The organism is Sphingobium sp. FG11 (genome assembly GCF_057809915.1).
Genome location: NZ_JBMDKW010000003.1, coordinates 208,876 through 235,062, shown reverse-complemented (window position 1 = coordinate 235,062; position 26,187 = coordinate 208,876). Strand labels below are relative to the sequence as shown.

Here is a 26,187-nt window from a genome sequence, read left to right as displayed (position 1 = left end):
CATCGCGCTGTGGGGCACGCGCGATCTCGAAGCGATCCTGGCGGCGTTGGCAAAAAATTTCAGTCATAGGGGGCGGCAGCAAGGTTGAGGAAGCTCTCGAAGGACAGGATGGTCTTGTCGTAGCGGGTAGGGATGTGGCGCTGTTGCTTGAGTTTACCGAACATCCGCTCGATGCGGTTGCGGTCCCTGTAGCGTCGATAGTCTGGATGGATTGGGGCTTTCCGGTTCGATCGAGGTGGGATGATCGGCAGGATGCCGCGCATGAGCAGGTTTTCGCGGAAGCGATCGCCGTCATAACCCTTGTCGCAAGCAGGGCCTCGGGCTTGGGTAATGGCAAGGCCATCAGATCATCGACCGCTGCATACTCCGAAGCCTCGCCGCCGGTCAGGATGAACCCGACAGGCAGTCGCTGATTGTCGCAGCAGGCGTGACTTTGCTCGTAAAGCCGCCGCGTGATCGACCAAAAGACTGCGCAAGTCCCCCCTTTCCGACCACCGCGGAGACGTGCCGCGAACCGTGGTGCTTTCGATCATGTGCTGCCAGTCATCGGTCAGGCCAGGATCGACCAGCATCTGCAGCAGGGCATCCCAGACGCCCTGTTCGGCCCAGCGCCGGAACCGCACATAGACCGAGTTCCACTTGCCATAGCGCTCGTGCATGTCCCGCCAGGGGCATCCGACCCGCAGAACGTGCGCATGCCGTTGAGAAAACGCCGGTTGTCGCCGGCCGGGCACGCCCATCTTCCGCGCTCGGACAGCAACAGAGGCCCGATCAATTCCCATTCCTCGTCGGATAAATCGCCCGGCCCATGGCTGCTCTCCAAAGAGCAGCCTTGAATCAGAGCCTCACGCGTTTGGGAATCCCTTTTGTCAACGCGATCTAATGACCAGTAAGGTCCAGATCGAGAAGCTCTTCCGATCAGCTCCGCGCCGATGATTCAGATTGCAAACGTCCTAGCCCCTTCCGTGCAAATTCTCAAATCGCGCATTCTCGAGGCGCGCGACCGCTTTGAGGCAATGGACGCGACCGATGATCAGTTAGCGCGTATCCTCGTTCGGGCCGAGCGGCTCGCCGTGCGCATGGCGGCGGCCTTCTCCAAAGCCAAAGTGGCCGATTGGGAACCGCTTGAGCCGACGATGACGATGACCCCCAAGGATCGTCATTTGGCTGCGGCGGCGCTGCAGGCCGAGCGCAGTACATCGTGACGGAGAATGTTAAGGATTTCACATCGCTCCCTGGGGCATGGAAGCATGCACGCCCGATGACTTCTTGCTCGGCCGTCTTCAGGCGATGCCGACGTGCTGGCGGCGCTAAGGAAGCAGGCGAACGGTTATCGCAACCCGCCGACGTCGATCGATGAGCTCGTGGCATGGCTGGAACATGACCTTCGGGACTTCGTCAACGCGGTGCGCGCTACGCTGGCAGTGGAGGGTTCGCGATGAACGCGGATCATCTTTGTCGGTCGGCTGCGACACGGTAGGGCTGACTGATGTATCCTGGGGCATCGCGGACAAATCCGGCAATCGCTTCGAAGCGCGGCAGCTCACGCGCGAGCTGCTTGGACTGATCGATGGCAGCGCCTTGTCGATCACGATCGAGAAAATCGGCGACGACGATGAAGGATTCGAGTACGTCGTCGAGCGCCGGGATATATCCGAATGGCACCAGTGCAAACGCCAGACGTCGGCTATGAGTGGATGATCGCCGCGCTCGGGTGCCGGTGTCATCGGCAATTTCGGCGCGAACTCGCGCCGTCATCTGCGCAGTGCTGCGTTTTTGCGTCGACCGACACCGTCACGCAGATCAAGCTCTTGCAGGAGAAGCGCCAGGTCGCACCGACTCTCAACGATTTTGAGAAAGTTCTCTCCAAGGGCGGAATACCGCACTGGCAGGAATTACAGGCGCAATTGGCCGCAAGGGGCGAGCTGGCGCTCGACTGGCTGGACCGCTGCGATTTCCATGCCCTTTCCGAAGACTTTCTCGAACAGACCGTCGCGGCAGGAATTGCCTATTGGTTCCAGGGCAAGTCCGATCTGATCGTCAGCGCGATCCGCACCTGGGTGGTGGAGGACCGGGCATTCAATAGCCCGATAGATCGGGCCGTGTTCCTGGCGTTCTGCTGAGAAGCAGTTCAAACTCAAGCAATATGAGGTGGACCGAACTTTACCTGGCGTATCGCCGCCCCGACGACTTCCTATACGGCAAGTTATGTACGGGTCGGCGGCGGACTGTTTGCGATCCCACGGCCCGAAACCGACCAGCTGATCGAAGCACTGCTAACCGATCCGACGTCAAGACGGTCGCGCTGGTCGGCCCGGCGGGTTCGGGTAAATCGGTCGTCATCCGCGATGCGGTTGCGCGGATCGGCGCGCTCCACCACGCCCAGTTGGCATTTCGCGTCGATCAGGTCGGCGAGGGCCGACATCATGGACAATATGCGTGTCATCGTGGTATAGAAGCGTAGCGAAATCTGGTGGAGCGACCTTCGGTATGCAGGGTCGCGCCGCCGTGATTATTAACGGCGCACGTAGCCGATGAAGAACGCGCCGAACCAGATATAAGAATGTCGCGGCGAACAGAGGAAGAGAGATGAGAGGACGCCCCCAAGGATGCGCCGATCGGAATTTATCCGATTCGTTGCTGATGGCCGCCGAAAGTCAGCTGCGCGATAAAAGTCATCTCGACCTGACGTCTCGCGAGATAGCGGAAGCCGCAGGAACGCATGCGGGAATGGTGAACTATTATTTCCAGGGCAAGGACGGATTGCTGCTGGCGTTGCTCAAAAACGCCGCCAGGGACGTTGATAAACACCTGGATGCGATGGAAGCCGATATAGAAAGCAGCGATGACGATCCCACCGAACGCATCGTGCGCGGGCTTATCGCTGCCTATCAGCAAAAAGCGGCGGTTATCTCGATATTTTACATCGAACTGTTTCGCGTAGGCACGCCCGTCAACACCTTCTATTCGCAGCACCGCCAGTTCAATTCCGTTCGTATCGAGGGGATGATACGCAAACTCGTCGCCAAGGGCATCTACCGGGCGGACCTTGATGCTGTGGCGGTGACGTGGATTTTGTTGAGTCTGGTGATCGGCCCTTCAATGCCCATGTGTCCGGTACAGCTGAGCGGTTCGATCGGGACCTTGCCAACCGAAGTGTGGATCGAGAATATAGTGTGCATGTTGCGCAAGGATCTCCTGGCGAATGTCGCTGAACACTAGAGCATTTTCGAAGCAGCTAGAATGATCTGCTGATTCTGAGGCGCGGGCGAGCGCTGCTAAGATCCGGGACATAAGACAAATGTCGCATGATCCGATTCAATCGGATTGAATCATGCTCCAGACCCCGCGGACAAATTCAGTCGAACATATCGATGCTACGACTTCGATGCCGCCGTCGAATGCCCAATGCCGGCGTAAATATTGTCCGATAAATTTTCCATAAATTATCACCTCCAGATTGTGATCGCTTCGACAGCAAGCCCCGGTGAAGTGGTGCACCGCTTCCTCGCTTTCTGCGGGAGCCCATGGCTCTCCATTGTGATGCGATATGCCAATGAATTTGAAGCACTTTATCCAGAAATTCGCCTTCGTTTACCAGGCTCGCGGCTCGACAGCGGGCGGGCGGGAAATAGGAACTTGATCGAGGCGCTTTTAGCCGGGAACGCGATAGTGGCGACGTTCGCGAACACGTCGCAGCCGCTCCCGATCCATCTCCACGACCGCATGGCCACTTCTCAGTACAAACGGACCCGCCCTTAAAACGGCGGTTCAATTAATCTGCTAGACCGCCTCAGCGTTGCGGCACATATTTCCCTAATGAAGCCTTGTGGTGGTGATCGGAATCGAATCCATCGGCACAAGTATCAACAAGATTAGGGTGGAATCGTGGCAATAACATTCGATGACCTGTATGAAGATCCGGAGAATTTCATTCGCCTCAGCAGCGATGAACTTTATGCGCTTGATTATGATGAAGTCTCCAAAATTCAGCTGCATCATTTTAAGAAGCGGTTCGATAAGTTGCGCTCGGAACTTAAGTCGCTGGATCGGCTGGCTGACGATGTTGATATCGATTCCGTTACCAGCTTCGATGATCTGGCGAGTCTTGGCTTCCCCCATACCATGTATAAATCCTACGCCACTGGCGACGTCGACAATGGTCGCTACGAGCGCATGACGCGCTGGTTGCAGGGTCTGACCACGCATGATCTTTCCGGCGTCAATCTTGAAGGCGTCGAATCGCTGGACGACTGGCTGGACGCGATCGAGGCGCAGACGCCGCTTCGCCCCGCCGCATCGTCTGGCACCAGCGGGAAGATTTCGCTGTTCCCGCGCAGCACGGTGGAAGTGCCGTTTTTCCTGGAACATGTGCTGCGCATGTACGGTCCCCATCGCGATATGCTGGAAAGCGGCAAATATCCTTTCATCTGCGGCTATCCCGGCCGTAGCGGTCGGCAGGGCACTGCGATCATGCTCGATCTGATGCGCAAGCATATCTATGGCGACCGCGAAGAGATGATCATCACGCTGAGCGACGGTTTCGCCGGCGCCAACGAACTGTGGCTTGCCGGCAAGCTGCGCCGTGCCGAAGCGCTGGGCGAGAAGCTGGAACTGACGCCGCGCGAAGTGGCGCTCGGTAGAGAGATTGCCGCCAAGGCCAAGGACAGCGCCAAGCGCTGGGACGAGTTCATCGAACGCGCCGTGATCGCCCAGAAGGGCAAGACCGTCATTTATAACGGCTTCTGGGTGCAGCTTTATCAGATCGCGCTGGAATGCATCAAGCGCGGCATCAAGGTCGAATGGTCGCAGGATTCGGTGCTGGTCGCGGGCGGCGGCACGAAGGGCTACACCTTCCCCGAAGACTGGATGGATACGGTTCAGAGCGTGTTTCCGTTCAAATATCCGAGCCAGATCCGCGAAGTCTATTCGATGACGGAGACGAATGCCGTGTCGTTGCGCTGCGACGAGGGGCATCTGCATCCGCTGCCCTGGGGCATTCAGCATGTTTCGGACCCGGAAACCGGCTTGGCTTTGCCGCGCACGGGTGTGCAGCGGGGGCGTATGCTGGTCATGGACCTGCTGCCGACCACCTATTGGTCGGGCACCGCGACGGGCGACGATGTCACGATCAATTGGGACGGCGGATGTGCGTGCGGACGCAAGGGTCCTTACATTCTCAACGAGATCAAGCGCTTGGCCGACACGCGCGGCGGCGATGACAAGATCACCTGCGCCAAGACGCCGCAGGCCTTCGATCGGCTCGAAGAATATCTCACGGCCTGACTCGCCATGACAAGGAATTTGTGATGCTTGAATATACCATCCCCCTTATCATCCGTGGCCGGATCATCGAAGATAATCTGGTGCGGTTCGAGGCACGTCGCGGCGTGGTCGCGTTCCAGACGCCGGACGTCAATCAGTATATCGACGAGATCGTCCTGAAGGATCCGTCGAAGATCGGCGACCTGTACGACATATCGCTCGCGGAGATCATCGACTATCTGGTCGAGCTGGGTCCGCGCCTCTCGCCCGACACCAACCCCTATATCGCCCAGTCGCTGGACATCGCGGTGCAAACCGCGGGTCTGAAGCGCGAGCAGCTCTATGGCGCCTATCTGGCGCTGAGCGCCAGCCTCAACCGCGAATTCCTGATGGACATCGTCGAACAGAATATCGGTTCGCGCTATCTGGAAGGGTGGGACACATATAAGCTCCACGATCGCGAGATCGCGGTCCGCGCCTTTGGCAGCCGGATCGTCCATCTTAATGCGGGCAATTCGCCGATCCTCACGCTGTTCGCCGTCATCAACGGCTCGATCCTGCGCTGTGACAATATCGTCAAGAGTCCGTCCAACGACCCTTTCACCATGTTCGCCATCGTAAAGACCATGATCGATATGGCGCCCGATCATCCGATCACCCGCCATTTCACCGTCGGCTACTGGAAGGGTGGCGATGTGGAGTTCGAAAAGCGCCTCTATGGCGGCGGCGCGATCGACAAGATCGTCGCCTGGGGCGGGATGGCCTCGATGAAGAGCATCCGCGGCTATATCGGCCCCGGCCTCGATCTGATCGCGCTCGATCCCAAGATCAGCGCCTCCATCATCGGCCCCGAGGCGCTGGCTTCGGAAGCGTCGATGGACGAGGCGGCAAGGCGGCTCGCCATGGATGTCGGTTTCTATAATCAGGAAGGCTGTGTCAGTTCGCGCGTCGCCTATATCGCCAGCGGCACGCAGGACGACGACATCGACCGGCTCAACAAGTTCGGCAAGAAGGTACAGGCCGCGCTCCAGGCGCTGCCGTCCAACCTGAGCACGCCCCATCCTTCCTTCGACGCGCATCTCAAGGACGAGATCGACGGCATTCGCTACAGCGATTCCTATCGCGTCTTCGGCTGCAAGGCGAACGAAGGCGGCGTCATCGTTTCGCAGACCAACGACCCGGTCGATTTCCGCGACTATCTCGCCTGCCGCGTGGTCAATCTGGTGCCGCTCGACCATGTCGAAGAGGCGCTCGATCATGTCACCGTCCACACCCAGACGCTTGGTGTGTATCCGGCGTCGCTGAAAGCCGAAATCAGGGATCGCTGCCTGCTGCATGGCGCACAGCGCATTACCGATCTTGGTTGCGCGGTCGCGGAGGGCATGGCGAACCCCCATGACGCGATCGAGCTGCTGCGGCGCATGGCGCGCTGGGGCATGATGGAAACCTTTACACCCGAAATGATCGAGGCGGGCGCCGGCTGGGCCATCAGCGATGCACAGCGCAACCCGCAAAATGATGACAAGCATCCGGCTGCGGTCGTTCACCAGATGGCTGAGCACTGATGGACATATGATTTCGTTATCAAGGTCATAAGTCACTGAGGTTGTTCAGCAACATTCCTGAGCAACTTTGAAATAGAGTCCAATAAAACTGGGCCTGCAAATAAAAAGGGGAGGATTTTTCCATGAGTATATCTACCAGCAGATCCGCGCTGCTCGCCACCTGTGCGCTGGTCGCCTGCGTGCCGGGCATGGCCGCAGGACAGGAGAGCGCCGGCGCGCGCAGTTCCGTATCCGCCGAAGACATCATCGTCACAGCCCGCCGGCGTGACGAAACATCGATAGCGGTTCCCGTCGTGCTGACGGCGGTGACGGGCGAAGAGCTGGGGCGACGCGGGATCAACAGCCTCGACGCGATTGGCCAGATTGTCCCCGGCCTGACGATTTTCGGTTCCGGCGGCAGCAGGCAGGGCGGTTCGATCGCGCTGCGCGGTGTGGCGGGACCCGAAACCAACGCGCTCGGCGACCAGGCGGTGTCGTTCAACATCGACAGCGTCCAGGTGGCGAAGGCGACCGTTCGTCGCCTGGCCTTCATGGATCTCCAGCAGATCGAGGTGCTCAAGGGACCGCAGTCGCTGTTCTTCGGCAAGAACAGCCCCGGCGGCATCATTTCGCTGCGCACGGCCGACCCGACGCCGCAATTGGCGGCCAAGGCATCGCTGGGCTATGAACTCAACGCCCATGAGTGGCGCGGCGAAGGCTTCGTGGCCGGTCCCCTGACCGACACGCTGGGCGCGCGCCTTGCCTTTTTTGGTTCGGACATGCGCGGCTGGGTGAAGAGCATCGCGCCCGAAAATGGCATTTTGCCGCCATTCCATCGCTACGGTCCGCGCAATCGCGAATATGCGTTGCGTGGCACGTTGAAGTTCGACCCGAGCGATTCCTTCAGCGCGCGGCTCAAATTGTCCTACGGCAATATCAAGGGCTCATCCAGCAACACCAATGCCCAGACCGTCAACTGCCCCACGGGAAGCTCGCAATATCCAGGGGTGGTCAGCGACTGTAAGCCGGACAACCGGACCAATCGCACCGATAATATCGGTACGGCTTTCACCCCATATGACGCGCGGTTCGGCAACGGCCAGACTTATGGAAAGGGGCACCAGATTCTCGCCGGGCTGGAACTGAACTATAAACCCAGCGACACGATCGATCTGACATCGGTGACGGGATTCTATCAGAGCAGGTTTGAAAATCTCGATCATTTCCTGGTCTATCCTGTCGTACCGATGACCTTGTTCGGCAGCTTTGGTCTGCCGCAGGTCGCCGCCTTCACCCTGTATAAAAACCGGGAGATTTCGCAGGAACTTCGCGCGAACAGCAGCTTTGACGGTCCCTTGAACTTCACGGTCGGCGGTATCTATTCGGATACCAAGTCATCGCTCGAAACCCATACCTTCATCAATCTCAGCAACCCGACCGAGTTTCTTCAGTCCGTGGTCGGCCAGGAAGGCACCGCCTATTCGGTGTTCGGCCAGGCTCGCTTCGACGTGACGCCGCAATTCGAACTGTCGGCGGGCGGCCGCTATTCGCACGAAAAGAAACGGCTCCCCGTCACGCTCGCGGATTTCGGGCGTTCGCTCGTCAACGGGATGACTCCTTACACGACCCCGGTCGACAAGATTTCGTTCAACGATTTTTCGCCGGAACTGACGGCGACCTACCGGCCCACGGACAAGCTGACCCTGTTCGGATCATACAAGAAGGGCTTTTTGTCCGGTGGCTTCAACGGCAGCGTCGCGACTTCCGTCGTCCCGCTCAATTATGGCCCGCAGAAGATCAAGGGCTTTGAAGGCGGTGTGAAAGCCTTGTTGTTCGATGGCAGGCTGCGTGCCAACCTGTCCGTCTACGACTATAAGGTGACCGGCCTTCAGATCACCGCGTTCGAAGCGAACGGAACAGGCACGATCCGCAACGCCGGCGCGGCGCGGACCAAGGGCATCGAGTTCGACATGAACTACCGCGCCCCGATCGACGGACTGACGCTCAGAGGTGCGATCGCCTATAACAAGGCACGCTACGGTGAATATTTCGGGCCATGCTGGGCGGGTCAATCGCAGGCGCAGGGCTGCGATTTCCGGGCGCTGGGCGGCGGTGCTTCCCGTCCGATCCTGCCGGGCGAGACCGGCAACAATCAGGACCTCGCAGGAGGACGCCTCATCAACGCGCCCGACTGGTCCGGGAATGCGGGCGCAAGCTACGAAACCCCGCTGGGTTCGTCGCTCAAGCTTGGCCTCTCGGCGGACATGACCTTCGCCAGCAGTTCGCCCACCGATGCGTTCCTGACCCCGGCGCTGACTTCGCCGAAGCGCGTGCTTCTCGATGCCACCGCGCGCATCGCCGAAGCCAAGGATCGCTGGGAAGTGGCGCTGATCGGTCGCAATCTGACCGACAAATTCTACTGGACCGGCGGGCAGCAGTTTATCGGCACGGGAGGAGCCTCGGGTACGCCAATCGCCAATACCCGTGCTGATACCTACGCCGTCCTTAATCGCGGACGGGAGATCATGATCCGTCTGACGGTCGCCTTCGGGCAGTAGCATCGGCGCGCCAGCGGGGGGCGTTTGAGGTCTGGTAATCAGGCTTCGATGCGTACCCGGACCTCCGCTGGCGCGGTTCGGTTGGTTGCACCGGCTTATATAAGCTGGAAGAATGGAATGAATTGACCATGGATAGAGGAATAGGATGACCCGTTCGCTTGAGAGTAAGACAGCCCTTGTCACCGGCGCATCCGGGGGCATCGGCCGCGCAATCGCTCAGCGTCTGGGCGCCGCTGGCGCGACCGTGGCCGTCCATTTCAACAGCGGCGAAGATCGCGCGCGCGAGACGGTCGACCTGATCGAGCAGGCCGGGGGCGAGGCCTTCATCCTGCAAGCAGATTTGACGAGCGTCGCCTCCATCGGGGCGATGTTCGATCAACTTGATGCCGGGCTGGCCGAACGCGGGCGCTCGGGTCTCGACATCCTCGTCAACAACGCGGGCCAGGGCAATGGCGCGTCGATCACGGACATCGACGAGGCCCTCTTCGATCACATCGTCGCGTCCAATATGAAGAGCGCGTTCTTCGTCACCAGGGCCGCCCTGCCGCGGATACCCAACGGCGGACGGATCATCAGCCTCTCGTCGATGGTCTCGGTGTCCGCCACGCCGCAGGGCATCGTCTATTCTCTGGCGAAGGCGGCCTTGAATGCCTTCACCCGGTCGCTCGCCGCCGAACTTGGTCCCAGGCAGATCAGCGTCAACGCCATCGCGCCGGGCGCCACGGATACGGCGCTGATGGCGCCCATCATGGCCGATCCGGCGATGGCGACATGGATCGAGCAGATGACCGCCATGGGCCGGATGGCCCATCCCGACGAGATCGCCGCTGTCGCGTTCTTCCTCGCGTCGGAGGGCGGGTGGATAACCGGACAGACCATCCAGGCGAGCGGCGGAATGCATCTTTAAAATATCCGCGATGATCGAGCGCGAGTTGCGGCCCAAAGCGACCGGCTTGAGGAGATAATCTAGAGCATTTTCTAAGCAGATGGGATCATCTTCTGGCTCGGAAAATGCGGAAAACAAAAGACAAATGAGCATGATACGACTCAATCTGATCGGATCATGCTCTCATCACTGGAAATGTCGGCATGGACGCATTCATGGCCCGCACCACATAATGGGAACGACCAGATGTCAGGCAAAGTAACCTTCGGTTACCATTACGACTTCCGCAATCCGCAGCAGTGGCACAAGCCCTGGGAGCATGTGTACGAAGAGACGATCGACGTCGCGGTCTGGAGCGAACAGGCCGGTTTCGAGTTCGCCTGGGTGCCCGAGCATCATATGTTCAGCGACGGCTATATGCCCTCGCCGCTGGTGGCGCTCGCAGCGATTGCCGCGCGCACCAAGACCATCAGGATCGGCTCGTGGGTTGCGCTCGCCCCGTTATATCACCCGACCCGCTTCGCCTCCGATTGCGCGGTGCTCGACATCATCGCCAAGGGGCGGCTCGAACTGGGCCTCGGCATCGGCTACCTGCCGCAGGAATATGCGGCGATGGGCGTCGATTTCACCAAGCGCGGCCGGCTGTTCGATGAATGGCTGGAGATCGTCACCCGGCTTTGGGCGGGCGAAACGCTCGATTATGCGGGTCAGCATTATCAGCTGGACAGCGTCCGCATGATGCCGCCGGCTCCGCGCGGCCGGGTCCCGCTTTACATCGGCGGCTTTGCTCCGAAGGCGATCGAACGCGCCCTGACTTATGGCGACGGCTATGTCGGCACTCCCGAGGGGGCTGACATCTATGTCGAGCAACTGCGTGCGTCCGGCAAGGATGTCAGCCAGGGCAAGGTGCGGATCGGCGATCTCTTCGCCGTGGTTGCCCGCGACCCCGAAAAGGCGATGGAAGAACTGGCCCCCCATTATTACCATGTCCTCAAAGTCTACGCCGAACTGGGTGGTGAAGGCATGGAGGCGATGAGCCTCGAAGAATTCAAGGCATCGGGCAAGATGCAGGTCATGACGCCGGAGGGCGCGATCGCCAAATATAAGGCGATGCAGCAACGCATGCCGCTGGAGCATGTATCGATGATCATGCCGCCGGGCATCTCCGCCGAACAATTCATACCCTATGCGCAGTTGTTCGCGGATGAGGTGTTGCCGGCGTTCAGCTGAGTGGGGAGGCCATTGGGCGTTCACACGCGCCCGGCCCTCGGCAAGCTATATGTAAAGAAACGGGTCGGTCCGCGTGCTGCCCACGGGAGAATATCATGAAAGTCGGCACACTTGCGGTCTGGGCCCATATCGATGGACCGATCAGCTTTTTCGAGAATGAAAAGTCCGGCGAACTGGGACCGGCTACGGCGCAACGCCTCGCCCACTTCGCCCGCCGGGTTGAGGAAATGGGCTATGATTCGATCTGGATGCCGGGGGCCTTCGGGCGCGACCCGCTGATTCTGTCGTCCTGGCTGCTCGCGAACACGAGCAAGCTGAAAATCGCGACCGGCATCGTCAGCATCTATACGCGCGATCCGATCGCCATGCGCGGCGCGGCCGATGCCCTGAACGAGCAATCGGGCGGACGCTTCATCCTGGGCCTGGGCGTGTCCCATCGCGAAACCGTGGAAGACCGGCGCGGGCATGAATATGGAAAGCCGATTCCGACGATGCGGGCCTATCTCGATGCCATCGCGCAGGCGCCCTATATGGCTGCGGCGCCGGCCGCGCCCACTCCGATCGTCCTGGCCGGTCTGCGCGAAAAGATGATCGGGCTGGCGGGCGAGCGGACGCAGGGTGTGCATAGCTATCTCGTGACGCCCGGACATACCGCGCAGGCGCGCGCCATTCTTGGCCCCGACAAGCTGCTGTGCGTCGAACAGCCGATGGTGCTGGAGACCGACCCGGTAAAGGCGCGGGCGATCGGTCGCGCCGAAGTCGAATATTATCTTTCGAAGCCGAACTATCAAAATTCGTGGAAGGCACTGGGCTTTTCCGACGACGATGTCGCCAATGGCGGCTCGGATCATTTCATCGACTCGATCGTCGGCTGGGGAGACGAGACGGCGCTGCGCAAGCGCATCGATGAACATCTGAGTGCGGGCGCGACCCAGGTCTGCATCAAGGCGCTGGCGCCGGACGGCGGCACGGATATGCGCCTCCTCCAACTGCTCGCCCCCGGCGCGTAGGTCTTCGTCGGCCAGATGCCGTGGATTGAATAGGAGTAATGCCCGTGCGTGCAGTGATCGCCGATTTCGCCAATGTTGCCAATTCGCCCCGCATTGCGGATATAGATCAGCCGCAGATATCTAATGACGAAGTGCTGGTGGCCATTGCCTATGGCGGCATGAATGCCGCCGACTGGCAATATTCACAGGGCATGACGAAATCTATCCCTGCCGGCGATATCAACATTGTGGGCTTCGAGGCTGCTGGCGTGGTCGCGCGCGTGGGGGCTAACGTCACAAACTGGCGTGCAGGCGATCGCGTCATGTTCGCGCGTCCTCACACGAGCGGAGAGGCGGGGACCTTCGCGGAATATGTCCCCGTTCCCGCCAATCTGTTGTGCCGGGTTCCGGACTGGATGTCGATGGAAGAGGCGGCGGCGACGCCCATCTGCTTCCTGACCTCCTATATCGCGCTGTTCGCCGATGATCTGGGCAATGCGAAGCCGGGCAACAAGATCTTGATCCATGGCGGCTCCGGCGGCGTCGGCAGCTTCGCCATCCAGCTTGCGAAATTTGGCGGGCTTTCGATCGCCGCGACCGGCCGGGCGGTCAATCGCGACTATATGATCGACATGGGCGCCGATCTCGCCATCGACTATACCGATCCGGACAAAGGGATCGTGGCCCAGACGCGCGCTTGGGCGCCCGAGGGTGTCGATATCGTGTTCGACGCCGTGCGGCAGAATACCCTGCCCGATGCGCTGGCGGCCTTGAAGCCGGGCGGAACGCTGGTCAGCATCTCGACGGGTCTCGACACCAGCAATCTGGACGAACAGATGCTTGCGTCGCAAGCGCGCGGTTTCAAGCATGTGCGTTGCTTTGCCCATTGGCCCGAGCGGATCGGGAAATTGCCGCTGGTCACTATTCTGGAGCGCAAGGGCATCCGCATTCCCCCCGTCGAGGTGGTGGAACTGGCCGATCTTCCATCCGCGATAGCGCGGCTGAAGGGCGGTCATAATCGCGGCAAGCTCGTGCTGAAGATGGCGAGCGCATAAGGCTGCACCGGCGGGACGAGGCTTACCCGCCGCAATCGGATAAATCGGGTTCGGCACCATCGATTAGGAGGCTCGCGTCGCCTGGCGGGTTTCAAAGATACCTGCCGCCCGGAGTTCGATACGGTGGCGACGACCGGCAAAAGGAAGCGCGGTTAAAACGGCGGTTCAATTAATCCGCTAGGTCGTGCGCGCCGAGTCATACATTGTCCGTGGATCAAGCTACCGGGCGAAAATGGCCAGACCGGCAGGAGGCCGATGCAGCGATGGATCATATCAGGCGGAAAATCTTGAGGCGGAACACCGCGATACCCCGTGTGACGGCCTGGTAAACGGTTCCGGAGCATCCCCGGATATATTGGTCGTTATACCGTCACGGAGAAACGACCCCGTACAGATAAGGGCGTGCCAACAGTTTCGGCGAAGCCTCATAGGATCATCATAAGACTGCGAATGCAGCTAGGGAGAGAAGAGAATGCACGCATCAATCGCCACTCGTGCGTCCAGGTCAGGGGATGCCGGCGTTGGACCATGGTTGGTGCTCGCAATGTTGTCGGTCCTTTATACATTTTCGCTCATCGACCGGAATATTCTCGTTCTGCTGATCGGCCCGATCAAAACGCAGTTTCAGATCAGCGACGTACAGATCGGCTTACTGGTCGGCACCGCCTTTGCCATCGTCTATGCATTTCTGGGGATACCGGCGGGTCGCCTTGCCGATCGGGGCAACCGCAAAATGCTTGTCGCCGCAGGGGCGATCATCTGGTGCCTTTGCACGATCGCATCGGGTTTCGCCGGCAGCTACGTCCTGCTGGTCCTGTTGCGACTGGGCCTCGCCGCCGGTGAAGCGGTGCTGACGCCAGCCGCGCATTCGATGATCGGCGATCTTTTCCCCCGCGACAAGCGCAGTCTGGCCGCCAGCCTGTATACATCCGCCGGCCTGCTCGGCCCGTCATTGGCGTTTTCGGGCGGCGCTCTTGTCATTTCGGGCATCGAAGCGGCGAAGGCCGGCGGTGTTCAAACCGATATGCAAACCTGGCAACTGGTGCTTTTTGCGGTGGGCTTGCCATCCCTGGCGTTGGCCATCCTCTTTTTACTGACGGCGCGGGAACCGAAGCGGACGAGCGAACCCGGCCACGCCGCTGCGCTTGTAAAAGGGGACGTGCTGCGCCAGATATTATCCCGCAAAAAACTGTATTTTGGCCTTTTTTTCGCCTGCGCGTTTGCAGGTGGATGCTGCTACGCGCTCAATTACTGGACGATCGAATCGCTCATGCGGGATTTTGGCTGGTCTGCGGTAAAGGCCGGATCGGCACTGGGACCTGTCAACCTGGTGGCGAGCGTGATCGGGGTGATGGGCGCGCCGTGGATGACGGCCCGCCTGAAAGCACGCGGGCGCATGGATGCCGTCATCCTGGTCTGCCTGGCATTTATGGCCATAGCCCTGTTCTCATTGGCCATCGGCCCGCTCCTGTCCCCTCCCCCGCTTCGCCTGGCGTTGATCGGATTGGGTGTGGCCGCGGCGTTGGGTGGCACCACGAACATCGTCATTTCCATGCAGGAGGTAGCGCCCGCCCGGATGAGGGCCACCTTTGTGGCGTTGTTATACATGGGCATCACATTGCTGGGCGCAGGCGCGGTTCCGGTCGCGGTTCCGATGGTCGGCGATATGATCGGATCGACCGGCCTGAGCGGGGGGCTGGCAATCGTCTGCGCGTCGCTCAGCGGACTGAGCATGTTGCTGCTCTGGTGGATACGCGCCGATTTCGAACGGGAAGCGCTCGCCGGATTCCCTGTCGTCGGTGCCGCGTCCGCCGGATAGCACGGGACGATTGGATCGGGGAATTTCCGGCAGGCTGTGCTGACGATGTAAGCCCCTGCCCGTCGTCCCGCGCGCGACACAGGCGTTAGTCGGATATCCCTTTCGCCATTCACTCAGGCGAACTGATCGGCCGCACTTTCACCGGAATCGCCGACATGCGCGGCATGGCGTTGATCGGTTCTACGTTTCGATCGGTGCCGATAAGCAAATTCGTGTTGGCGCCGACCTGCGTATAGGGGCTCTTGTCCTCGGGTAATCCGCCCCAGCACTGCGTCATCGATATGGCCCCCGCACGCATGGTATCATCAGGCTTCGCGATCGCCTGAAGTCGGCCATGATCGGATTCGATCTCCACCCAGTCGCCCGATCCGATGCCGATCGCCGCCATGTCCTGCGGATGGAAATAGGCGGGATTATAGGGTTCGCGCGTCCGGCATACGGGGAAATTCTGGCCCACCGTATTGAGCATTTCCCGCATTCTGCGCGAGATCAGCCGATAGGGATATTCCGATGTCGCCACTCGTTCGGCCCGCACCGCTGCCAGCTCCTCGATGACATCGGCGGGCGCGACCTCGAACCGGGCGGCAGGATCGTCGCCGCCGGGCTGAACCACGGTCGGCGGTACGTCGATGAACGTACCGCGCGGATGCTGTTTCAGATGATCGAGCGACAAGGGGCCATCTGCGATGATCTGTTCGATCAGCGCTTCGGTGCTCGGCGTCACCTCCATATCCATCGGACTGCCGCAGAACTGGAGTGGCGTGCCGAGCCGCTTCGCCAGCTCATAAAACACGCGCCAATCCTCGATCAGGTCCGACCCCGCCGGAGGCGTTGCGACCGCCGGCAGGAATTGCTGATAGGGTTCGGGGTTCATAAGCTCGCTCTCCTGCCCGAAGAGCAAGTCCCACCGCTCATATTGCATCGTGGGGGGCAGGATATAATGCGCAAGCCGCGCGGTCTGCGTCATGAAAGGTTCGACCGTCACCAGCAGATCGAGCGCCTTCAACGCCGTCACCGTCTTTACATGATCCGGAAAAGCCGCAGCCGGATTGCCCCCGACCACTATCAGGGAGCGGACGCGGCCGACGCCGGGCGTCAATATCTCGTCCGGCAACGCGGCCGTCATCATCTCGCCATTCAGCGTGCCATAGCCCGTCGCGCGCATCTTCGGCTCGCGCTGCCAGCTGCGACGGGGCGGATACACCTGCGCCACCATCGTGCGCGGGCGCATCAGCCCCGCGCCGCGCACGATGTCGCCCTCGCGATTATAGCGGCCGCACACGACGTTGAGCACCTGCATCAGATGTTCCGACAGGTTCGAATGCGGCGCCATCGACGGCCCCGTGCCGCTGAACGCGCCGCCTCGGCTGGCGTCATGGGCGAACATGCGCGCGGCGACGCGCAGGTCGTCGGCAGACAGGCCGGTCCGGTCCGAAACCATGGCGATGGTGAAGGGTTCGACCGCGTCGCGCAAGGCGTCCATCTGGATGACATGAGCCGCGCAAAATTCCTTGTCCTCCCATGCGTTGGCCAGGACTTCCCGCAGCAATCCCGCAAACAGCGCCACATCCTCGCCCGGCCGGATCTGAAGGTGCAGATCGGCCAGCACCGCCGTTTCCGACCGCCGGGGATCGACCACGATCAGCTTCATGCCCCGCGCCTTGGCGGCCTTGAACTGCTTGGTGACGTTGGTGGGGGTCACGCCCATCATACCGATCGAGACGAGCGGGTTACCGCCGACGAGCATCATCACGTCGGATTCGAGCATATGATGGGCATCGCCGCCCCAAAAGCCCAGTCGTTCTGCGGCGACAAACTTGTTCGACTGGTCGATCGTCCAGGTCGTGAACATGCAAGGCGACCCAATCGCCTCCAGAAACCGCCGCACGATCTCCAGCAGCGGCGCATGGGTGAAGCCTTGCGTGCCCTTGTACACCGCCACCGACTTCGGCCCATCCTCGGCGATGCAGGCTTGCATCCGCGCGGCGATCTCGTCCAGCGCCTGTTCCAGCGGAATCTCGTCGAAGCCGCCCTCCTCATTGCGTTTCAGCGGACGTAAGACGCGGTCCGGCGCGTTCAGGGCATAGACGCCCTGTAGTCCCTTGATGCAGGCATAGCCCTTGGTCAGCGGATGGTCGCGGTCGCCGCGCAGCCCCACCGCTCGCCCGGTCTCGGCATCCACCTCGACGATCACGCCGCAATTGCCCACGCAATAGCGACAGGCGGAAAAGCGGTGCTCGACCTTCTTGTCCAGAAGCTGATCCAATTCCCTCTCCTATCTTGTCCGGCGGGCTACTCAGTCTCCGTGGAGACCCTGACATTATCCTGCCGAAATTTCGCGATTTGCCCGCGTCTGGCCCCGGCCGGGTCCCACCCGCCCGCCTGCGGTCTTTGCGCATGTCATGGGCGTGATCGGGTGATCCGACGTTCGATTGTGGTCACGAAGCTATGCCCCGGCGCCAGCGAGGTCAAGACGAATGAACGTTCACAACTTTGCGGGATATGTCCGGGTGCCGCTGCCCTAAAAGCTTACCGGCCCTGACCGAAGGGCGTCGCCGTAGAAAACGATCGTCGCGCAACGCAGACTTTGATCCTTCAGTCGTCCCCGGTCCGGGCAAACGCGTCGTAGAAGTCGTAGAAATCGATCGCCCACATCATGCCCGTTCAGCGCGACCGCGATATGCCAGAAAAGGCGCATGTCTGCGCCGCAACAGCCCACTTCAGAAGCAGCGGCGCAGAAAATCGAGACACCCGTCGTTAAAGGCATCATTGCTGTCGCCCACAACCATATGCCCTACGCCCGGCACGTCCATGATCTCCAGTTGCGGCAGGGCTTCGATCATCATGTCGACGCCGCGATCATCGACGATATCGCTGCGCCCGCCGCGTAACAGCAGTATGGGCAAGGAAATCCCGCCGCTCAAATGGTTGAGCTCGTCCAGCCAGCCTTCGCCGGTCGCGTCCAGAACGCGCGGGTCCCAGTGCCAGTAGAGCCGCCCGTCAGCCCGCTTCCGCAAATTCCGGGCCAGGCCGTTCGGGTTGGCGCGTCCGGGCCGGCCGGGCTTGAACGCGGTGACTGCCTGCGCCGCCTCTTCCAGCGTGGCGAAGCCGTCGAGATGGGCGGTCATGAACCTGTTGATCTTTTCGACCCCCTCATCCGCCGGCTGCAAGGTGATATCCACCATGACCAGCGCCTGCGCCACCGGCCCCGCCGATCCCACCGCATGGAAGGCGGTCAGCCCGCCCATCGACGCACCGATCAGCGCCGCCGGCTGATCGAGCGCCGACAAGATCAGCAGCAGATCGTCCGACAGCGTCGAAATCGCATAATCGCCCGTCGGCGACCAGTCGCTGTCGCCATGGCCGCGCGCATCATAGGCGAGGACGCGATAGCCATTTTCGACCAGCACCTTCAGCGTCTTATTCCAGGAATGCCGGGTCTGACCGCCGCCGTGCAACAACAACACGGGCCGCCCGTGCGACGGCCCGGCCACCACGCCCCGCAAGGTCAGGCCATCCTTCGTGACGATCTCATAGGGGGTGGAATTTGGCACGACATCTCTCCAGGCGACGATGCCACTCCCGATCCTGTAGACCGCGCATGTCAGAGCGGGCACTAGATAGCCCGTGATCGCGCTATCGCAACTGCCAATCGATCGGCAAATGCTCCCATGCACTCCGGGGCCGACCGCCTAATTCCCGATCAGCGACCGCGCGGCGTCCCGGCCCGCGCGCAAATGCCCTCGCCTTTGTCGCGCTTCCGGCGCTACCCCTCTATTGCGCGACGAAGGCGGCAGTGCCTTCCAACACGCAGTCGTTGCGGTTCCAGGCCGAAAATGCGGGCGCGGAGGTGATCGAGATCAGGCCGGGTCAGGCGAACCTTCTTGCCCGGATGCGCCGCATCGCCCCCGGCTTCATCCACCGTCCGTTCTGGAAGGTATTCAAGGGGATGGTCCCCGCGCGATGAGCAGGGCGGCCGTGGCGTCGCCCTTCAGCGTCGCCTACGGCCTACTACCCAGCATGGTTCCCGCTCAGCGCAACAGGCCGGTCAACCGGGCGAGGCCGTCCCAGTCGGGGTCGACGTCCCGTTCGCCGCCGACCGGCTCGCCTTCCGCCGCGCTGATCGGGTTGATGATGACGCGGCTGGCCCCGGCGGCGACATATTCATCCACGCGCGCCTGAATCTTTTCCGGGCTGCCCCATGCGACGATCGCGTCGATCAGCCTGTCGCTGCCGCCATTTTCGAAATCTTCGGGGCCAAAGCCGATTTTGGAATAGGCCGCCTGATAATAGGCGATGGGGATGTAGAAGGTCAGGAACGCGCGCGCGATCCTGCGTGCTTCGGCGGGATCTTCATTGAGGATGACCGGGAAATTGGCGGTCACTTCGAAATCGGGGCCGACATGCGCGCGCGCCTGACGGACATTTTCGACCGGCAGGATCCAGGTGAGGATGCCCTGACCATGTTTGAGCGCCAGATTCTGAAGGCCCGGCGCGTGAGCGGCGAGATGAAGCGGTGCAAGATCGGCCGGCTTGGGATGGGCGAGTTCGACCGCATCCATCTCCGCGAGATAGGCGGTCATCTTGGGCACCGGCGGCACCCACTGCCCGTTGCGCATGTTGACGATGAACTCGTTCGATGCACCAAGACCCATCAGGAACCGGCCGGGATAATATTCGGACAAGGTTTCGCGCGCCTGCGTCGCGGCCATGGCGTCACGGCTAAAAACGGTGGCGACGCCGGTGCCTACCTTGAGGGTCGTCGTGTTGCCCAGGATGAAGGACGCGGCGAGAAAGGGATCGCGGCTGAAGGAATCGAGCAGCCACACGCTTTCATAACCCAGTTTCTCGATCGATTGCGCCAGCGCCGAAAGCGCCGGAGCGTCCAGATCATAGGCGTGCTGGCTGAGAAGAACCCCGATATGCGGCATGGCGGACTCCGATAGGCTCGATGTGAAAGATCAGACACGTGGGGCCGAAACAGATTGGCCCGGTAATAAAGGTGCGATCGGCGCCGGCAACCGCCAGCGCCGATCGCGCCGCTTCCATCAGAAGCGATATTCCGCACGCACACCATAGGTGCGCGGCTTGGCCGCGTTGAAGTTCACGCCATAAGGCGCGCCCGTCGTGCGGTTGGTAGCATATTGCTTGTCGAACGCATTATCCAGGTAGAAGCCCAGACGCAGCGATTCACCCGGAGGGCTGACATAGCCCGAGAAGTTGGCGACGACATAGCCCTTCTCCTGATCCAGGCCCAGCGGACCACCGGCGCCCGGCCAGAACAGGAAGCGCGAACGATATTGCGCAACACCCGCCAGATTGGCGCTCCAGCTGCCGATATCGAACGTATAGCTGCCGTTGAGCGACGCGGTGATGCGCGGCGCATGCGGCACCCGCGTGCCGGACAGGTCGATCGAGCAGGGAAAGAGCGTGGCGCCCGGCGAGTTCACGTTGGACGTGCCGGTCGGATCGAAGCAAATCTGCGAAGCGCCCTTATAGCTTTCATATTTGGCGTGCAGATAGGCGAACGACGCGCCCATGACGAGGCCGCGCATCGGATCGCCATTGATTTCGAGTTCCGCGCCATAGCCTTCGGCCGCGCCGACATTCTCGGTCCTGGTGCCAGCGCCGGTCGCATCGATGATCTGCTGCTGAAGGCCCTTGTTCTTATAGTAGAACACCGCGAGGCTGCTGCGCAGCTTGCCACCGAAGGCAGAATTCTTGACGCCGACTTCGTGGTTGAACACCTTTTCCGGGTTGATCGGATCAGCCGGCGATGGAGCGGGCGTCGAGAAGCCGCCCGCCTTGAAGCCGCGCGTGAAGCTGTAATAAAGGTTCAGCGGCCCATTGTCCCATGCCAGCACGAAACGCGGCGTGAAGGCGCGGAATGCGGCGGAATTGCTGAAAGCCGCCGGGAATCTCTCGGGATGGCCGGTAAAGATACCGAATGCCTGGAAGCCCGTGCTGTTGGTCACAGACAGATCGCGCTCATCATAGGTATAGCGGCCACCGGCCGTTATCTTGATCTGGTCGGTCACCTTGTAGGTGCCCTCGACGAACGCGGAGACGGACTGCGTCGTAACATTGGCATTGTTGCGCGGATAGGATCCCGCGAACGCCTTGACGCCATCATAGTCGCTTCCGGTCAGTTCGATGTCGAGGAAGCTTTTGTCGAAGAAATAATTGACGCCGAACAGATAGTTGAACGGGCCTTCCAGATTCGATGTGGCCTGGAATTCCTGCGAGTAGGACTTGCCGCCATTCCGCGGTACGCCGAACGTGAAGGCGTTGGACGATACGAAATCGTTATCGGCAAATTGTTCGCTGTAATTGGTGAAATAGGTGGTCGTGCTGCTCAGGTCGAAATCGCCCAGTTGCAGCGTGGCGCGCAGGTCGGCCCGGAACACACGGTTATAATAGGGTCCGGTATCGGTCTGGATCGCCTCGTAGAAGCCCGGAGGGGTTTCGCCGCTGGTCTGGCACACGTAGCAGGTTGGCGCGCCCAGCGCGAGCGCGTCATTATAGTTGCGCGCCTTGCTGCGCTGCCATTCGACACCGCCCGTCACGCTGAACGCATCGCTCGGGTCCCATTTGAAACGGCCCCGCGCCGTGTAATTATTCTGCGCGGCCAGCTTCGTCCCGTCGACATTGGTGACGTAGCCGTCTTCCTTCTTGTACCGGCCGGCAAAGCGGACGGCCAGCGTGTCGGAGATCGGCACGTTGAGCATGCCGTCGAACTGCTTGTGATCGAAACGGCCATATTCGGCGAGAAGCTTGCCCTCGAACTTGTCCGTGGGCGCGGCGCTGTTGATACGGACGACGCCGCCGGTGGCATTGCGGCCGTATAGCGTACCTTGGGGACCGCGCAGCACTTCGATCGTGCCGGGATCGACGAGGTCGAGCAGCGAATTCACGCCGCCCGCGCGCGGAATATAGGCGCCATCAAGATAGATCGCGACCGGCGATTCAAGGCCGGGCGTCGAATATTGAATGCCGACGCCGCGAATGAACAGCGACAGGAAGCCGCTCGCCTGCGTGAAATCGGTGCCCGGCATCGCCAGCTGAATGTCGCGCATGTTGCGCAGGCCAAGCTGCGTCGCCGCTTCGGGCGTGACTGCGGTGATGGCGAGAGGAACGTCCTGCAAGCGCTCGGAGCGGCGCTGCGCGGTGACGATGATGTCGCCCGACACCGGCGCCGCATCGGCCGCCTGTGCGTCCTGGGCGTGAGCCGGTGCGATCGCGGCCGTATACAGAAGCGCGGAAACACCGCACCACAATGTGGATTTGAATTTCATGTCCATGACATCCCTTAATGATCATTATCAATGCCGGCGTCTTGGTGACGCCAGGATGATCCTCTCCACGGCAGACCGCGCCCCATTCCGGGGTGTTCTCCCTGCCTCTAGTCAAGCGCCGGGGACGCTTGCCGCGCCCATACAGTGTCCGGTATCTAAATCCTAGCCATTAAGGCCAGAACCAAAAAATTCATCCGCAACTCCCTCAACTGTTGCAGACCTGTCACAGAAACGCTCTTCATCTTCCGTGATGAGGCGCTGAAATTCTGGATCCTGACCGATTTTAATTAGTTCTTCCAGCGCTTGTTCGTCTTTGATCGTGTAGACCGCAACTGCGTCATAGCGCGTACCACCTTCACGGCCCGCCGCCGCATCAGGTCGCCCGTGATAGAGATTATTGAGATTCTGGGGATAATAGCGCCGGAAATCCTGAATGAGATGCCCGATCCGCTCGCCGCACAGCGGCACATGCACATTCTCATAATGATCGCGGAAGTCCTCGAACGACATTCCCTCTTTCTTCTTGATGAACAGGATCATTTTTTTCATGAGGAACTCCGTTGATAGCATGGCGCGATAGGCTGCATGGCAGCCGGTGCGCTCATCCCGATAGCGACCCTATGGCGACGCCCTCTTCTTCATCCGGCGACCAGTCCTGTTGTGCGGCCCATGCGCGCATCGTGATCAGAGACACGGGAATCTCGGCCAGCACGGCTTTCATATCCACCTCGAACGGACGATGGGGCGATTCATTGTTGAAAGTGTAGAAAGCGCCCATCGCCTCGGCATAGACATCGCGCGGCATCAAGGCCGCCAGGCCCACTTCTTCATGGACCCGCGCGCCCCATTCATAAGGATCTTCATATTGATAGCGGATCGGGCGGTTCAGCGTATCGGACAGGATTTCGACCACTTCCTCCACGGCCAGGGTTTCGGGGCCGCCAATCGCGATGCGCCGGCCGGCGAGGTCGTCACGAAGCACCGCCGCGACCATGAATTTCGCGACATCGTCCATCGCAATCCAGTCGGCCAGCATACCGGGGCGCTGGCAGTAACGATAAAGGCCGTGACGGAGCAGATTGGGTTTGGCAAAGCGCGTGAGCATATTATCCATGAACAGGACGGGACGAAAGATCGTCACATCAAGGCCCGAGCCGGCGATGATATTTTCCAGGTCGAGCACGGCATCGTAAAAGGGCTGACCACAAGGGGAATCCGGCGCCCACATCATCGAATTATGGATGATGCGCCGAACGCCCGCCTGCTTCGCCGCCTCAACGAGATTATGGGCATATTGGGGCGACTTTTCGCCTGCCAGCGAAGGAATGGCGCTAAAGATCGCATCCGCGCCGGCAAAAGCTTCGGCGAGGGCGGCCACGTCGGAAAAGTCCGCGCTGACCACTTCCGTCCCGCGAAACTCGTCGCGCTCGAAGATAGCGCTGGTCCGCGAGATCGCGCGCGGCGCATGGCCTGCCGCAAGCAGTTCGCGTACCTGCGCCTGACCCATCCGGCTGCTCGCGCAGAGAATGGCGATTGTCTTTCCTTGGGTCATGACTTGCTCCTTTGACCGATCAGACCGTCGCGCCCGCGAGAAAACCTTCCCGGATCGCGGTTTGAAGATAGCGGGGCGAACCGGCGTCGCCGACGAGATGAAGATCCGCGACGCGATCGCGCAGGCCGTCGAAGACGTCGCGGATCTGGCGGTTGCTGGACACCAGCACCACCGTATCCGCTTCCAGCACGGTCGAATCCTGCAAGGTGGCCTGAAGATGGGCAGGGCCGACGACGACCCGCCCTTCCTCGATCGCGATGCCGCGCGTGCGATCCATATAGCGGAACGGCTTGCCCTGCATCCGCTGCAGGAACGGGTCGAGCATCAGCGTCGGCCAGACGTGCGGCGAAAGTTCGCGCTTGGGCGTCACCAAAGTGACCTCCAGCCCCTGATTAATCAGGAACTCTGCCGAACCCAGCGCTTCATGATGACCGACATCGTCGATGACGACGGCGGTCCGTCCAAGATTGGCGGGGGTCATCATGAACAGGTCGGTCGAGGAGATGACGCCCTTGCGGTCAACGCCGCTGATCGGCTCGCCGGGATGCGAAATCTGCATGCCGTCCATCCGCTCCATTGCCCCGGTCGCGACGATCACGGCGTCCGCGCCGATGGCGAGAACGTCGTCCGCATCGACATAGGTGCTCAGCTGAACATCGACGCCGAGGCGATAGACCTCTTCTTCCAGCCAGGTGACGATGTCGATCAGCTGATGCCGGGTCGGCGCTTTGGCCGCTGCACGCATGGCCCCGCCCAACTGGGAGTTGGCTTCCATCAACGTCACCGCATGCCCGCGCAGCGCCGCGACCCGTGCCGCTTCCAGCCCCGCCGGGCCGCCGCCGATGACGACGACCTTGCGCGCGACTGGCGCGGGTTCCAACAGATGCTCGCCGCGCTCCAGTTCATGCCCCGCGCCGGCGTTGACCGCGCATTCGATGGGCAGGCCGAACATCTGGTTCGCGGTGCACGACTGGTTGCAGGCGATGCAGGGGCGCACCCGGTCCGCCTGACCCGCCAGGCTCTTGGCCACCAGTTGCGGGTCGGCGATCGTCGCGCGGACCAAGCCGACCATGTCGGCATCGCCCGCACGGATGACCTGATCACATTCCTCCAGCGTCCGGAACCGGCCGGTGACCAGCGTCGGCACCTTGACATTATGAGTGATCGGAATGCTGGTCGGCAGCTCATATCCCGCCGGCTCGTTCATGCCGCCGATCATCTTGTCGTTGCGGTTGTAGCTGCCCACCGACAGGTTCACATAATCGATCAGGCCCGCGTCTTCGAGCATATGCGTCAGCTTCAGATAGTCGTCGATGCTGAGGCCGTTCTCGATCAGATCGGTGCCGACGCGAATGCCGACGACGAAATCCTTCGACACCGCGCCGCGGATCGCCTGCATCATTTCCATGATGAAGCGCGCGCGGTTTTCGAAGCTCCCGCCATATTCGTCTTCGCGCTTGTTGCTGTTGGGGGAAAAGAACTGGGCCGGCAGATAGCCATGCGCGCCATGGATATCGACGCCATCCAGCCCATATTGCTCCATGCGACGCGCGCACTCGGCATAAGCGCCGATAACCTCGTCGATCATGCCTTTGGTCATGGGGGTGGGCACGATGCCGATGGCGACATTGGGAATGTCCGAAGCGCTCCACGGCGGCGACCTGTCGTGCGTGGGGAAAGCGGCGCCGGCGTGCCAGAGCTGCTGGAACACCTTCGTACCGTGCACATGCATGCGATCGGCGAAGGCGCGCATCCCGTCCTCGATCTCGGGCTTGTAGATGTTGAGGGTATGCTGGCTCGAGGGGTGGACCGACCCGATTTCGCTGATGATGAGGCCGACGCCGCCACGCGCCCGCTCCTCATGATAAGTGATCAGCGCCTCGGTCATCGCGCCCCAGCCGATTCCGGTGCCGTGCGCCGGCCGGAACGTGCGGTTCTTGACTTCGATATTGCCAAGCCGGATCGGCTTGTCGACATGCGTATAGCTCACCATG

General features: G+C 61.0%; 23 protein-coding genes and 1 pseudogene. 15 read left to right on the top strand and 9 right to left on the bottom strand.

Annotated features, from left to right (window positions below):
- Positions 1 to 59 precede the first annotated feature (59 nt).
- A pseudogene (locus ACODSN_RS04095) lies at positions 60 to 823 on the bottom strand (IS5 family transposase).
- 109 nt (positions 824 to 932) lie between these two features.
- On the opposite strand from ACODSN_RS04095, the gene ACODSN_RS04090 reads away from it, so the two are divergent.
- The 4 genes from ACODSN_RS04090 (at position 933) to ACODSN_RS04075 (ending at position 2,123) form a co-directional block, all read left to right on the top strand.
- Positions 933 to 1,205: a hypothetical protein gene (locus tag ACODSN_RS04090; protein ID WP_489053349.1), complete on the top strand. Its 273-nt coding sequence runs from the start codon at positions 933 to 935 to the stop codon at positions 1,203 to 1,205.
- A 93-nt stretch (positions 1,206 to 1,298) separates the two neighbouring features.
- Complete coding sequence (locus ACODSN_RS04085) at positions 1,299 to 1,442, top strand: VapC50 family PIN domain-containing toxin (protein WP_489053348.1); 144 nt, start codon at positions 1,299 to 1,301, stop codon at positions 1,440 to 1,442.
- On the top strand, positions 1,381 to 1,701 hold the full coding sequence (locus ACODSN_RS04080; RefSeq protein WP_489053414.1) for a hypothetical protein: 321 nt from the start codon (positions 1,381 to 1,383) through the stop codon (positions 1,699 to 1,701). Before ACODSN_RS04085 ends, ACODSN_RS04080 begins: the two co-directional genes overlap by 62 nt.
- Positions 1,698 to 2,123: a hypothetical protein gene (locus ACODSN_RS04075; protein WP_489053347.1), complete on the top strand. Its 426-nt coding sequence runs from the start codon at positions 1,698 to 1,700 to the stop codon at positions 2,121 to 2,123. The genes ACODSN_RS04080 and ACODSN_RS04075 overlap by 4 nt, the downstream gene beginning before the upstream one ends.
- A gap of 83 nt (positions 2,124 to 2,206) precedes the next feature.
- On the opposite strand, the gene ACODSN_RS04070 is transcribed toward ACODSN_RS04075, so the two are convergent.
- Positions 2,207 to 2,428 (bottom strand): hypothetical protein, encoded by a 222-nt coding sequence (locus tag ACODSN_RS04070; RefSeq protein WP_489053346.1) that lies wholly within the window; start codon positions 2,426 to 2,428, stop codon positions 2,207 to 2,209.
- A gap of 161 nt (positions 2,429 to 2,589) precedes the next feature.
- Between ACODSN_RS04070 and ACODSN_RS04065 the strand changes: the two genes are divergently transcribed.
- From ACODSN_RS04065 to ACODSN_RS04020, 10 genes are all read left to right on the top strand, one after another.
- Positions 2,590 to 3,222, top strand: a complete 633-nt coding sequence (locus tag ACODSN_RS04065; protein ID WP_489053344.1) for a TetR/AcrR family transcriptional regulator — start codon at positions 2,590 to 2,592, stop codon at positions 3,220 to 3,222.
- A gap of 201 nt (positions 3,223 to 3,423) precedes the next feature.
- Positions 3,424 to 3,762: a hypothetical protein gene (locus tag ACODSN_RS04060; RefSeq protein WP_489053343.1), complete on the top strand. Its 339-nt coding sequence runs from the start codon at positions 3,424 to 3,426 to the stop codon at positions 3,760 to 3,762.
- Positions 3,763 to 3,888: 126 nt separating this feature from the next.
- Positions 3,889 to 5,286, top strand: a complete 1,398-nt coding sequence (locus ACODSN_RS04055; protein WP_489053341.1) for a LuxE/PaaK family acyltransferase — start codon at positions 3,889 to 3,891, stop codon at positions 5,284 to 5,286.
- Positions 5,287 to 5,309: 23 nt separating this feature from the next.
- Positions 5,310 to 6,830 carry an acyl-CoA reductase gene (locus ACODSN_RS04050; protein ID WP_489053340.1) on the top strand — a complete coding sequence of 507 codons (1,521 nt, stop codon included), beginning with the start codon at positions 5,310 to 5,312 and terminating at the stop codon, positions 6,828 to 6,830.
- A 122-nt stretch (positions 6,831 to 6,952) separates the two neighbouring features.
- Positions 6,953 to 9,367 (top strand): TonB-dependent receptor, encoded by a 2,415-nt coding sequence (locus ACODSN_RS04045; RefSeq protein ID WP_489053338.1) that lies wholly within the window; start codon positions 6,953 to 6,955, stop codon positions 9,365 to 9,367.
- Positions 9,368 to 9,512: 145 nt separating this feature from the next.
- A complete protein-coding gene (locus ACODSN_RS04040; RefSeq protein ID WP_489053336.1) occupies positions 9,513 to 10,274 on the top strand; it encodes an SDR family NAD(P)-dependent oxidoreductase in 762 nt (253 codons plus the stop codon).
- A 225-nt stretch (positions 10,275 to 10,499) separates the two neighbouring features.
- Entirely contained in the window at positions 10,500 to 11,483 is a 984-nt protein-coding gene (locus ACODSN_RS04035; protein WP_489053335.1) for an LLM class flavin-dependent oxidoreductase, read from the top strand.
- A gap of 95 nt (positions 11,484 to 11,578) precedes the next feature.
- Positions 11,579 to 12,493 carry a TIGR03620 family F420-dependent LLM class oxidoreductase gene (locus ACODSN_RS04030; protein ID WP_489053334.1) on the top strand — a complete coding sequence of 305 codons (915 nt, stop codon included), beginning with the start codon at positions 11,579 to 11,581 and terminating at the stop codon, positions 12,491 to 12,493.
- A gap of 44 nt (positions 12,494 to 12,537) precedes the next feature.
- Positions 12,538 to 13,527 (top strand): quinone oxidoreductase family protein, encoded by a 990-nt coding sequence (locus ACODSN_RS04025; RefSeq protein WP_489053333.1) that lies wholly within the window; start codon positions 12,538 to 12,540, stop codon positions 13,525 to 13,527.
- Between the two features lie 544 nt (positions 13,528 to 14,071).
- Positions 14,072 to 15,346, top strand: coding sequence for an MFS transporter (locus ACODSN_RS04020; RefSeq protein WP_489053412.1), 1,275 nt, complete (start codon positions 14,072 to 14,074; stop codon positions 15,344 to 15,346).
- Positions 15,347 to 15,455: 109 nt separating this feature from the next.
- Here ACODSN_RS04020 and ACODSN_RS04015 read toward each other — a convergent pair whose 3' ends face one another.
- A complete protein-coding gene (locus ACODSN_RS04015; protein ID WP_489053332.1) occupies positions 15,456 to 17,612 on the bottom strand; it encodes a molybdopterin-containing oxidoreductase family protein in 2,157 nt (718 codons plus the stop codon).
- A 454-nt stretch (positions 17,613 to 18,066) separates the two neighbouring features.
- Positions 18,067 to 18,900 carry an alpha/beta fold hydrolase gene (locus tag ACODSN_RS04010; RefSeq protein WP_489053331.1) on the bottom strand — a complete coding sequence of 278 codons (834 nt, stop codon included), beginning with the start codon at positions 18,898 to 18,900 and terminating at the stop codon, positions 18,067 to 18,069.
- Between the two features lie 242 nt (positions 18,901 to 19,142).
- On the opposite strand from ACODSN_RS04010, the gene ACODSN_RS04005 reads away from it, so the two are divergent.
- Entirely contained in the window at positions 19,143 to 19,313 is a 171-nt protein-coding gene (locus ACODSN_RS04005; protein ID WP_489053330.1) for a hypothetical protein, read from the top strand.
- A 64-nt stretch (positions 19,314 to 19,377) separates the two neighbouring features.
- Here ACODSN_RS04005 and ACODSN_RS04000 read toward each other — a convergent pair whose 3' ends face one another.
- From ACODSN_RS04000 to ACODSN_RS03980, 5 genes are all read right to left on the bottom strand, one after another.
- The gene (locus ACODSN_RS04000) at positions 19,378 to 20,277 is read right to left on the bottom strand and encodes an LLM class flavin-dependent oxidoreductase (RefSeq protein ID WP_489053328.1); all 900 of its coding nucleotides are present in this window, start codon (positions 20,275 to 20,277) and stop codon (positions 19,378 to 19,380) included.
- 117 nt (positions 20,278 to 20,394) lie between these two features.
- On the bottom strand, positions 20,395 to 22,641 hold the full coding sequence (locus ACODSN_RS03995; RefSeq protein ID WP_489053327.1) for a TonB-dependent receptor: 2,247 nt from the start codon (positions 22,639 to 22,641) through the stop codon (positions 20,395 to 20,397).
- A 162-nt stretch (positions 22,642 to 22,803) separates the two neighbouring features.
- Complete coding sequence (locus ACODSN_RS03990) at positions 22,804 to 23,190, bottom strand: EthD domain-containing protein (RefSeq protein ID WP_489053325.1); 387 nt, start codon at positions 23,188 to 23,190, stop codon at positions 22,804 to 22,806.
- 52 nt (positions 23,191 to 23,242) lie between these two features.
- Positions 23,243 to 24,193, bottom strand: a complete 951-nt coding sequence (locus tag ACODSN_RS03985) for an SDR family oxidoreductase (RefSeq protein ID WP_489053323.1) — start codon at positions 24,191 to 24,193, stop codon at positions 23,243 to 23,245.
- Between the two features lie 19 nt (positions 24,194 to 24,212).
- Complete coding sequence (locus tag ACODSN_RS03980; protein WP_489053321.1) at positions 24,213 to 26,186, bottom strand: oxidoreductase; 1,974 nt, start codon at positions 26,184 to 26,186, stop codon at positions 24,213 to 24,215.
- Between the last annotated feature and the right edge of the window lies 1 nt (position 26,187).